This window comes from Burkholderia sp. Ax-1719 (genome assembly GCF_011753055.1).
Classification (GTDB): domain Bacteria; phylum Pseudomonadota; class Gammaproteobacteria; order Burkholderiales; family Burkholderiaceae; genus Paraburkholderia.
Genome location: NZ_VWWJ01000039.1, coordinates 44,762 through 55,468, shown reverse-complemented (window position 1 = coordinate 55,468; position 10,707 = coordinate 44,762). Strand labels below are relative to the sequence as shown.

Here is a 10,707-nt window from a genome sequence, read left to right as displayed (position 1 = left end):
GGTGGCGGCGGCGGCGGTAGCAGCGGCGGTTCGAGCGGCTGCGGTTGCGGCAGCGGTGGCAGCAGCGGCAGCGGCGCCGGTAGCGGCGGTCATGGCGGCGGCTTCGGCGGCGGCTTTGGCAGCGGTGGTTTTGGAGGCGGCTTCGGTAGCGGTGGCTTCGGAGGCGGCTTCGGCAGCGGTGGATTCGGCAAGGGTGGTTCGTCTGGCGGCCCGGGCGGCGGGAGCGGCGGAGGCCACGGTGGCGGCAATGGCGGCAGTCATTGAACTCGCACGGCGGTGCACATGCGCCGCTGCTGCCACCCCGAATTGGCGTGACGGTCGGTCACGCCACTCCAGGCAGCAACGGCGGCGGTTTTCCGGTCCCCCGGCCGGAAACCGCCGCCGGTGGCCGGAGTGCGGCAAGCGGCTGTGTCTGCTTGCTTCGCGGCAAGCTTTAGCCTGATCGATTCGACGACGTAGCGCGCCCCGCTTCTCCCCCGCGCGCTACTCCCCTTCCCTACAGCATCTCCAGCGCACGTTTGGCGCGCGGCGGCTTGAAATAAGCGTCAAGCGCGGCGTAATCCTGCGCGCCCAGCACGAGATCGAGCGCGGCGCGGTTATCACGCACATGGTCGATGCGCCCCGCTTTCGGAATCGCGCACACGCCTGCCTCGCGCAACACCCATGCGAGCGCCACCTGATACACCGACACACCATGCGCCGCCGCGATATCGTCGAGCGGCGAGCGTTTGGGCAAGCGCGCATGATCGACGGGGCTATAAGCCATCACCGGCACGCCCTGCTCTGCGCTCCACGGCAACAGATCGAATTCCGGCCCGCGCCGCGCGACGTTGTAGAGAATCTGGTTCATCGCGCAGGCTTCGCCGCCGGGAATCGCGAAGAGCTCTTCCATGTCTTCGGTGTCGAAGTTGCTGACGCCCCAGTAGCGGATCTTGCCCGCGCGCATCAGCGCCTCGAAACCCGCGACGGTTTCTTCGAGCGGCACGCCGCCGCGCCAGTGCAGCAGATAGAGATCGAGCCGGTCGGTGCCCAGGCGTTTGAGGCTCGCTTCACAGGCACGTTCGACGCCGCGTCGGCTGGCGTTGTGCGGATAGACCTTGCTGACGAGAAAGACCTCTTCGCGTAATCCATCGAGCGCTTCGCCCACCAGTGTTTCGGTCGCGCCGTCGCCGTACATTTCGGCGGTATCGATGAGCGTCATGCCGAGCGCCACGCCTTCGCGCAGCGCGGCGATTTCGTCGGCGCGGCGCGCAGCACGCTCGCCCATTTCCCACGTGCCCTGCCCGAGCTTCGCGATGCGCTCGCCGCCGGGCAACGCGATACTGGCGATATCGGTCGTCATGGTGTCGTCCTTTTCGGGGAAACTGAGCAAACAATTGGCTAAACAACGAGTGTAGCGCCGCGATCGACACCGCTTCATGCGTCGAGCGATAAGCCGGTCATTTCCGCGCGGGCGCGCCTATGTCATAAAATTGCCGTTCGCCTTTCATGCCTGCCTCCCATGAACGAACCCACGGAAGACCGCTGGCACGGCCTGCGCCCGGACCCGGACAACGATACGCCGCTTTATCTGCAGCTCGCCCGCAAGCTCAGCGATGCGATTCACGACAATCGCTGGGCCGCCGGAGAAGCGCTGCCCTCCGAGCGCGTGCTCGCCGACGCGCTGGGCGTGTCGCGCATCACCGCGCGCAAGGCCATCGCGCTGCTGGTCGAGCAAGGTCTGATCCGCCGCACGCAAGGAGCCGGCAGTTTCATCACGCCGCGCTATGAAGATCCGCTCTCGCGGCTCACGAGTTTTTCGGAGATGTTGCGTCAGCGCGGCTTCACGCCCGCTTCGCGCTGGCTCTCGCGCGAGATCCAGCCGGCCAGCCGCGACGAAGTGATCCAGCTCGGGCTTTCGCCCGCTGCTGCCGTCACGCGTCTGAAGCGCCTGCGTCTGGCGGACGGCATCGTCATGGCCGTCGAAAATTCGACTTTCCCCGCCGCGCTGATCCCCGATCCGAACGCCATCGGCGATTCGCTTTACAGTTTTCTGGAGCAGCGCGGACTGTCGATCGTGCGCGCGTTGCAGCACTTTCGCGCGGTGAATGCGAGCGAGGAGATCGCGAAGCAGATGAGCATCGCGCCCAACGAAGCGCTGCTGCTCATCACGCGCGTGGGCTATACCGCCGATCAACGCGCCATCGAACTCACCGATACTTACTGCCGCAACGACTACTACGACTTCGTCGCGGAACTGCGCAAGTAAGCGCCATCGAGGCGCCTCATTCGCCCCACTGCGGCCGATCGGTGCCGATCGGCACGCACGGGCGCGCATAGAACGCCGGCGTGCGTTCGAGTTGCTCGGCAGGCTTCACGGCGCGCACGCGTCCAAACGGCGTGAGCGTTTCTTCGAGGCAATCGGCCACGTCCTGCGCACTCACCTCGGGCGCCTGTTGCCCGTTCTCCAGCATGCCCATCGTTTGCAGCCAGCGGCCCGTCTGCGCAAGCGACAGGCGAACGTGCCAGCTGCCGCCCTCACGCGCGCGCCGCGCCAGCGCCACCATCGTGGCGAACGCCGCGAGATAGCCCGTTGCATGATCGAGCGCCTGACACGGCAGCGGGCGCGGCGTATCGAAACCAGACTGCGTGCCCGCCACTGTGCTCTCGCTCCAGACGATGCCGCTCGCCGACTGCACGAGGCTGTCGAAGCCACGCCGCGCGTGCCACGGTCCGCGATGCGAGTACGCGCAGATCGACACGCAGACGATGCCGGGCCGCTCGCGCGCCAGCACCTCCGGCGCGAAGCCATGCGCGGCGAGCGCGCCGGGGCGATAGCCTTGCAGAAACACATCGGCGTCTCGAATCAGGCTGTGCAGTTGCTCGCGGCCCGCCGCCTCGCGCAGATCGAGCGTGGCCGAGCGCTTGCCGCGGCCATTGTCGATCACCAGCGGCGCGATATTGGGCAGATGCGGACCGTTGATGAGCAGCACGTCGGCGCCGTGATGCGCGAGCGTGCGCCCCGCCACCGGCCCCGCGATGATGCGCGTGAGATCGACCACGCGCACGCCTTCGAGCGGACGCTCTCCGGGTTGCAGCGCAGGCGCGTCGGCATCGCCGATGCGTTCGATCTCGAACAGCGGCAGGCTCGCCACCGCTTGTGCCTGTTCGTGCGCGGCCCATTCGCGCGGCGTGCGCACAAGCGCGGCGCACAGCCCCGCTTCGGCCAGCGCCGTGTCGAGCGCCGCGCCGTCCCAGTTCGAGCGGATCGCACGCGCGACCTCGTCGTGGCTATCGCCGCAACCGAGCACGCGCAGAATGCCCTGCAAATGATGGGCAAAATTCGCGTGCAGCTGGATCCAGCGGCCATCGCGCGTCTCGAAGTAACCCGTCACCGGATGGCGCAACTCGAACGGCGCGCCGCCATCGACGCTCAGATAGCGTTCGCTGCGAAACGCCGCCAGCGCACGGCGCACGTCGATCGACACGCGCTGATCCGGGCCGCCGCGCAGCGCGTGAAAACGCGCGGCTGCCAGCCCCGCCGCGCCAATCGACGCCGCCGCCAGCGTGCCGACGCGAAACACCGACGGCAGAGCGGGATCGTCACCGTGCACGTCGATCAGATCGAGCGCAGCGGCTTCATGGCCAACGGCTTCATGGCCAGCTTCGTGCGGATGGGCCAGCATCCAGAGATGTTCGAGTGCGTCGCGGGGCGTCATGGCAGCGTCCTGTGGGCGTGAATGAAGTCCAGTCAGGTTACGGGCAGCGCCCCGCCGCGATCAATCTTGACCGAGATAATCAACCCGCTGCGGGATGGTTCAAGGCGGCACGCGCCGCACGCGAGCGCACACTGCGCAGCGCCTGCGCGACCCAGCCAGCCAAACCTGGCGCACTGCGATCACGCTGCAACACCACCGCCGCGCGCGCCGATGCGCCGCCAAGCGCCAGCACGAAACGCGCGCCCTCGTCGCCCGCGCTCAGCCAGACGCGCGCGCCCGCCACCAGCGTCATCGATTCGCCCGCGCGCAGCCAGTAATCGTGGGCATCGCCGCCGATGGTGAGCCAGAGTTCGCCCTCGCTGACGTGCAGTTGCATCGCCTGCGCCAGTTGCCAGGTTTCGGCAGGTTCGCCGTGTTCCAGTTCGAAAATTCGGATTTCGCGCATTGCCGTGCTCCTCGCCATATCGCTTCGCCAGTGGCTGAAAAAAGCGCCTTGAAGCGTGTTCCGGATGGGAGCATTATTGCCGTCAGTGTCAGGCGACTACATGCACAGTTCCGAACAGTTAGCCCGGAACTGTCCAGTCAAAAAACCGGACACTTTGGCCCGCAATCACGTACACCTCGCATGAAACTCGAACTCGACCGCGCCAGCAGCGTGCCGCTCACCGAACAGATCGTCGCCGGCGTGCAGACCTGGATTCGCTCGCGCTCGGCGCATCCGGGTGCGCGCCTGCCGTCGATCCGCCAGCTTGCCGCCGATTACCGCATCAGCCGCTTTCCCGTGATCGAGGCCTACGACCGGCTGGTGTCGCTCGGCTGGCTGGATTCGCGCCAGGGTTCGGGCTTTTACGTGAGCGAGTACGCGCGCGCGGGCATGGCGGGCATGGGCACCTGCGACATCGCGAATGCCGTCGACGAATCGGATCATCTGGTCGCGCACCTGAGCCGCCCGAGCGAGACGCTGCAACTCGACAGCGGCGTGGTGCCCCAGGCGTGGCGCGACGTCGACGCCATTGGCCAGGCGATCCGCCACGTCTCGCGCACCGACCCATCGAGTCTGGTCGACTACGGTTCGCCGCTGGGCGAAGCAACGCTGCGCGAACATCTGCGCAACCGTCTCGCGCCGCTCGGCATTGCTGCCGATGCCTCGCAGATCCTGGTCACCGAAGGCGCGAGCGAAGGCCTCGACCTGATGATCCGTTACATGCTCAAGCCCGGCGACACCGTGTTCGTGGAAGACCCCGGCTACTACAACCTCTACGGACTCCTGAAGCTGCACGGCCTGCGCCTGGTGGGCGTGCGGCGCACCGCGAGCGGCCCCGATCTCGACCACCTGCATGCGCTGCTCGCGCAGCATCGTCCGCGCGCGTTCTTCGTCAACACGGTGTTCCACAACCCGACCGGCACGACGATCTCCCCGCCCGTGGCGTTCCGGCTGCTGCAGCTCGCGCGCGAGCACGGCTTCACCATCGTCGAAGACGATATCTACGCCGATTTCCAGACCGATCCCACCGACCGCCTCGCCGCGCTCGATCAGTTCGAGCATGTGGTCTATGTGAGCGGGCTGTCGAAGACGCTGTCGTCCTCGCTGCGTGTGGGTTATGTGGTCGCGAGTCCCGCCATCGTGCGCGATCTCGCTGCGATCAAGGCGCTGACCACCATCAGCGGTTCGCGCTTCACCCAGGCGGTGGCGGCCACGCTGCTGGAGCGCGGCGCTTACCGCAAGTATCTGGAGCGGCTGCGCAGGCGTATCGCCGAAGCGCTAGGCACGGCCACGCGCACGCTGGAAGAGCACGGCTGGGAACTGTTCGGCGGACCGGCCAGCGCGACCGGCCTGCAAGGCAGCGGACGCACCCATCAGCAGATGGGCGGCAAGTTCGTGTGGGCGCGCGTACCGCATATCGACGATTCGGCGCGTCTGGTGGCCTACGGCGAGCCGTTCGGCGTGAGCGCATCGCCGGGCAGCCACTTCCGCCCACACGGCGAACCCAGCCCGTGGCTGCGCATCAACGCGGCGTTCGCGCTGGACCCACGCGCGCAGGCGTTCTTCGCGGCGGCGGCGCGCCTGTGAGCCAGGCGCCGCGAAGAACGCCAGCCTCTTGAGCGCGCGGGCGCGCCGGGTTCTCTACAATGTCGAAGCCCGCCACGCCAAGCCGCCCGTCCCATGTCAGAACCCAGCACCACCTCCAGCGTCGCCTCCAGCAGCACACCTTCGCCACGATCGCTGTCGGTGATGCTGTGGCTGGTCGCCACGGGCTTCTTCATGCAGACGCTCGACTCGACCATCGTCAACACGGCGCTGCCCGCGATGGCGACGAGTCTCGGCGAATTACCGTTGCGCATGCAATCAGTCGTGATCGCCTATTCGCTGACGATGGCGGTCATGATCCCCGTCTCGGGCTGGCTCGCCGACAAACTCGGCACGCGTCGGGTGTTTCTCGGCGCGATCTTCGTGTTCACCGTCGGCTCATTGCTGTGCGCGAGCGCTCATACGCTGGACCAGCTGGTGCTCTCGCGCATTGCGCAGGGCGTGGGCGGCGCGATGCTGCTGCCGGTCGGGCGTCTTGCCGTGCTGCGCACGTTCCCGGCCGAACGCTACCTGCCCGCGCTCTCGTTCGTGGCGATCCCGGGTTTGATCGGCCCGCTGATCGGTCCGACGCTGGGCGGCTGGCTCGTGCAGATCGCCTCCTGGCACTGGATCTTCCTGATCAATGTGCCGGTGGGCGTGGTGGGCTGCATTTTCACCTTCATCTTCATGCCCGACAGCCGCAATCCCGACACGCCGAAATTCGACGTGCCCGGCTACCTGCTGCTCGTGACCGGCATGGTGACGATCTCGTTCGCGCTCGACGGCCACTCCGAACTGGGCATTCCGCAAGCGGTCGTGCTGGTGCTGCTGGTGGTCTCGCTCGCCGCCTTCGTGGCCTATGGGCTGCACGCGCAGCGCTCGCCCCGGCCGATCTTCTCGCTCGAACTCTTCAAGATCCACACCTTCAGCGTGGGGCTGCTCGGCAATCTGTTCGCGCGCATCGGCAGCGGCGCGATGCCGTATCTGATTCCCCTGCTGCTGCAAGTCGCGCTGGGCTACACGCCGTTCGAAGCAGGTCTGATGATGCTGCCGGTCGCCGCCGCCGGCATGGGTTCCAAGCGCCTCGTCACGCATCTGATCACGCGCGTGGGCTACCGGCGCGTGCTGGTGGTGAATACGGTGCTGGTCGGTCTGATGATGGCGAGCTTCGCGCTGTCCACGCCGAACGAGCCGCTGTGGCTGCGCATCTTGCAGCTGGCCGTATTCGGCGGCGTCAACTCGATGCAGTTCACGGCGATGAACACGCTCACGCTCAAGGACCTCGGCATGGGCGGCGCGAGCAGCGGCAACAGCCTGTTCTCGCTCGTGCAGATGCTCTCGATGAGTCTGGGCGTGACGGTGGCGGGCGCGATGCTCACCGCTTTCACAGGTTTGATCGGCCACATGACAGCCTCGAACGTGATCCCGGCGTTCCACGCCACCTTTGTGTGCGTGGGCGTCATCACGGCGGCCTCGTCGTGGATCTTCGCCCAGCTTTCCGACGATGTGCGGCGCGCGGCGAAGAAAACCGATCCGTCCGAGCGAACCTGAACGCAGCGGACCTGAACACAGCGAACACGCGCACCGCGACGGTGCATGAAGCGCGCCGCGCGGGTGCCTTGCGAACCGCCGCGAGGCACCGCCCGGCGTCTCAATATCGTCGATATCCCGCGCGAATCATCCGATCCGCCTTGTGCCTGAACGCGCATACTTTTTGCACGCCTATCCAGTAATGTAAACTTGAGGATCGCGCGCAAGGTTCGGGACGGCCCGACAGGGACGACTCCGGCACCACCCAGAGCGCGCGCCATTCAGGCCTATGAACAGCATGATCGACCTCGATCCCCCCGGCTACCAGTCGCGCCCCATCGCGGGCGAAGAAGGCGCCCGGCGCACCGTGCTCTACGGCGGATACACCGTTTTCAGTGTGTTCCAGCCGGTGTTTTCGGTCGCCCACCGCCGCGCGATCGGCTATCACGCGTCGCTGCGCGCGCACGACGAACAGGGCCAGCAGGTGCCGTCGCAGGAGGTCTTCACCCAGGCGGCGCGCCGCGGCGACCTGCTCGAACTCGGCCGTCTGGCCGAATCGCTGCATCTGGGCAATTTCAACGCCTTCGATTCGCATGACGAATGGCTGTTCCTGAGCCTGCATCCCGCCGCGCTGATGGACACGAGCTACGGCGACGCCCTGCTCGCCGGCATCAAGGCGCTCGGCCTGCCACCGCAGCGCGTGGTGCTGGAAGTCTCCGAACAGGCGGGCGGCGAGAATTCGCGTTTCGCCGAGATCATCGATTCGCTGCGCAAGGCCGGTTTCGTGATCGCGCTGGACGGCTTCGGCGCCAAGCATTCGAACATCGACCGCGTATGGCAACTGCGCCCGGATATCGTCACGCTCGACCGCAGTCTGCTGGCGCAGGCGAGCCGCCACGCGCACATCGAGCGCGTGCTGCCAGGTCTGGTGTCGATGCTGCATGAGTCCGGCCAGCTGGTGCTGGTGGGCGGACTGTCGACCGAGCGCGACGCGCTGATCGCGCTGGAAAGCGGCGCGGATTTCGTGCAGGGCGCGCACTTCGCGCGGCCCGACGTGGAGCCGGTGCCACCGGCCGTCGCCGCGCAGTTGATGGACGATCTGTCAGCACGCCTGCGCGAGCGCGTGAGCGCACGCGAGCGGACCCAGTGCGCGCGTCTCGCGCCATATGTCAGCGCCCTCGAAGCGGCGGCGGCACAGCTGGCCGCCGGCGCGAGCATGGGCGACGCCACCCTGCCGCTGCTCGGCCTCGCCGAGACGGCGCGCAGCTTCCTGCTGGACGCCTCGGGCCGCCAGATCGGCGACAACGTGCTGCCGGACGGCCGCACCTCGCAGCGCGCCAAGCGCTTCCGTCCGCTATTGCATTCCGAAGGCGCAAGCTGGGAACGCCGGCCGTACTTTATCGGCGCGATGAAGGCGCCGGGCAGCGTACAGTTCACGCCGCCCTATCTGTCGATCAACGAGGCCCACCTGTGCGTGACGGCCTCGATCGCCGCGCAGACGGCGCACGGCCTGCAGGTGCTATGCGTCGACATCAACTGGGAAGCCGCGCAACGCGGCTAGGCGAGAACGGCGAGCGCGGCTTCGTTCGACGCCGCGTGCTGTGTGTAGTGGCGGTATTGGGCCAGCACGGCGCGCACCGCCGCGCCGCCGAACGCACGATTTGCGTTCTCCAACGTGGCCGATCCGCCCATGCAGACCACGGGCATGACGCCGCCGTCGCCACTGCGCTGGCGTTCGCGCAGGTGCAGCCAGGCGCACAACGCCCCGTCTTCGGCGATCAGCGCGACGCCAGGCTCACCGTCGAGCGCGAGCGTTTCGACGCGCAGTGCGCGAGGCAGGCGGGACGCGGAAGCACTCGCCAGCGCGGTCGCGGTCACCCCTAGCAGATCCATCAAGCCAGGCCGATCCTGCGCGTGCAGCACTTCGCGCAAGCGCTCGACCGTGCGCGCGTGCTGCGCCGCATCGGCAGGCGCGGATTCTCTCGCCTCGCGCGACAGCCGGCCATGCGCGCGATGCACGATCTGGCGGCAATGCGCGAGCGTACAGCCGGTCAGCGCGGCAATCTCGGCGTAATCGCACTCGAAAGCCTCGCGCAGCACGAACACGGCCCGCTCCAGCGGCCCGAGCCGATCCAGCAACATCAGCCACGCCTGCGAGAGATGCGCGGCGCGCAAACCGGTTTCTTCCGCCGATGGCGCGCAGCCATCCAGCCAGGAGAGTTCGCCCGCGAGCGCGGCTGTGGCTGCGCTGTCGCGGCGTAGCTTGCGCACCCGGTCGATGGCGAGGCGCACCGTCACCGTGGCGAGCCATGCCTGCGGCGTGTGGACCGCTGCGGCGTCGGCGTCACGCCAGCGAAACCACGCGTCCTGCACGACGTCTTCGGCCTCCGCGCGACTGCCCAGCACGCGCGCGGCCAGCGCCAGCAGGCGCGCACGCTCTTTCTCGAACGCGCACGCGCGGCGCGCCTCGTCCCATGCGGGCGCTTCGTGCGTCTGAGTCAGAGTTGGCGTCTGCATCTGCTCCTGATTGCGCATTTCGTCGATCAACGTCATTCGCGTCGCTCCTTTGCCTGGCGCACCCACGACCCGCGCCCTGTTTTCGCGGACGGCCCGCGCCGTCCTTCCCTCATGACGTCCGGCGCAGCGCCGATGTGACAGCCATCGGCAAAAATATTCCCGTCACACGCGGGACGCGAGGCGCGTCTTGAAGGCAGTGGCCCAGCCAGACCGTGCTGCGCCCAACTCCACCCGAGGCCTCCCATGCACGCCAACCTCCAGCATCATGCAGCAATCGCGCCGCAAGCGCTCAACCTGGTGCCAACCGTCATCGAAACCTCAGGCCGCGGCGAACGGGCCTACGACATTTACTCGCGTCTGCTGCGCGAACGGATCGTGTTTCTGGTCGGCCCGGTAACGGAGCAGACAGCGAGCGTCGTGGTCGCTCAACTGCTGTTTCTCGAAGCCGAAAATCCGGAGAAAGACATCAGCCTGTACATCAACTCGCCGGGCGGCTCGGTCTATGACGGCATGGCGATCCACGACACCATGCAGTTCGTGAAGCCCGATGTCTCCACGCTATGCACCGGTTTCGCCGCCAGCATGGGATCGTTTCTGCTGGCCGCCGGTACGCGCGGCAAACGCTTCGCACTGCCGAACGCCCGCATCATGATCCATCAGCCTTCGGGCGGCAGCCAGGGCACGGCCGCCGATGTCGAAGTGCAGGCGCGCGAGGTGCTGTATCAGCGCGAGCGCCTGAACGCGATGCTGGCCGCGCACACCGGCCGCGACATCGCCGACATCGTGCGCGACACCGACCGCGATCATTTCATGTCGTCGGAGGCGGCGGCGGAATACGGTCTGATCGACCGCGTGCTGCATGCGCGCGACGAACACCTGCCGCGCTAGCACTAG

The 10,707-nt window shown here is 67.3% G+C and carries 10 protein-coding genes; 6 read left to right on the top strand and 4 right to left on the bottom strand.

The genetic code is table 11. From position 1 onward, the window contains the following. A partial coding sequence (locus F3J17_RS33880) for a hypothetical protein (RefSeq protein ID WP_205195082.1) occupies window positions 1–264 on the top strand: 264 nt, incomplete at its 5' end. Window positions 265–496: 232 nt separating this feature from the next. Here the strand turns inward: F3J17_RS33880 and F3J17_RS33875 are convergent. Further along, complete coding sequence (locus F3J17_RS33875; protein ID WP_167069861.1) at window positions 497–1,342, bottom strand: aldo/keto reductase; 846 nt, start codon at window positions 1,340–1,342, stop codon at window positions 497–499. Between the two features lie 159 nt (window positions 1,343–1,501). On the opposite strand from F3J17_RS33875, the gene F3J17_RS33870 reads away from it, so the two are divergent. After that, window positions 1,502–2,248: a GntR family transcriptional regulator gene (locus F3J17_RS33870; RefSeq protein WP_027817767.1), complete on the top strand. Its 747-nt coding sequence runs from the start codon at window positions 1,502–1,504 to the stop codon at window positions 2,246–2,248. Between the two features lie 16 nt (window positions 2,249–2,264). On the opposite strand, the gene F3J17_RS33865 is transcribed toward F3J17_RS33870, so the two are convergent. Together F3J17_RS33865 and F3J17_RS33860 are read right to left on the bottom strand one after the other, a co-directional pair. Further along, window positions 2,265–3,698 (bottom strand): CoA transferase, encoded by a 1,434-nt coding sequence (locus F3J17_RS33865; protein WP_167069860.1) that lies wholly within the window; start codon window positions 3,696–3,698, stop codon window positions 2,265–2,267. 79 nt (window positions 3,699–3,777) lie between these two features. After that, complete coding sequence (locus F3J17_RS33860) at window positions 3,778–4,143, bottom strand: DUF2917 domain-containing protein (protein ID WP_167069858.1); 366 nt, start codon at window positions 4,141–4,143, stop codon at window positions 3,778–3,780. A 180-nt stretch (window positions 4,144–4,323) separates the two neighbouring features. On the opposite strand from F3J17_RS33860, the gene F3J17_RS33855 reads away from it, so the two are divergent. The 3 genes from F3J17_RS33855 (at window position 4,324) to F3J17_RS33845 (ending at window position 8,857) form a co-directional block, all read left to right on the top strand. After that, window positions 4,324–5,769 carry a PLP-dependent aminotransferase family protein gene (locus F3J17_RS33855; protein ID WP_167069856.1) on the top strand — a complete coding sequence of 482 codons (1,446 nt, stop codon included), beginning with the start codon at window positions 4,324–4,326 and terminating at the stop codon, window positions 5,767–5,769. Window positions 5,770–5,862: 93 nt separating this feature from the next. Beyond that, a complete protein-coding gene (gene mdtD, locus F3J17_RS33850) occupies window positions 5,863–7,317 on the top strand; it encodes a multidrug transporter subunit MdtD (RefSeq protein WP_167069854.1) in 1,455 nt (484 codons plus the stop codon). 268 nt (window positions 7,318–7,585) lie between these two features. Continuing rightward, on the top strand, window positions 7,586–8,857 hold the full coding sequence (locus F3J17_RS33845) for an EAL domain-containing protein (protein WP_167069852.1): 1,272 nt from the start codon (window positions 7,586–7,588) through the stop codon (window positions 8,855–8,857). Here the strand turns inward: F3J17_RS33845 and F3J17_RS33840 are convergent. After that, window positions 8,854–9,849, bottom strand: coding sequence for a sigma-70 family RNA polymerase sigma factor (locus F3J17_RS33840; protein WP_167069850.1), 996 nt, complete (start codon window positions 9,847–9,849; stop codon window positions 8,854–8,856). The two genes, F3J17_RS33845 and F3J17_RS33840, sit on opposite strands and share 4 nt — an antisense overlap. Before the next feature lie 207 nt (window positions 9,850–10,056). Between F3J17_RS33840 and clpP the strand changes: the two genes are divergently transcribed. Continuing rightward, entirely contained in the window at window positions 10,057–10,701 is a 645-nt protein-coding gene (gene clpP, locus F3J17_RS33835; RefSeq protein ID WP_167069848.1) for an ATP-dependent Clp endopeptidase proteolytic subunit ClpP, read from the top strand. Window positions 10,702–10,707: the final 6 nt, after the last annotated feature.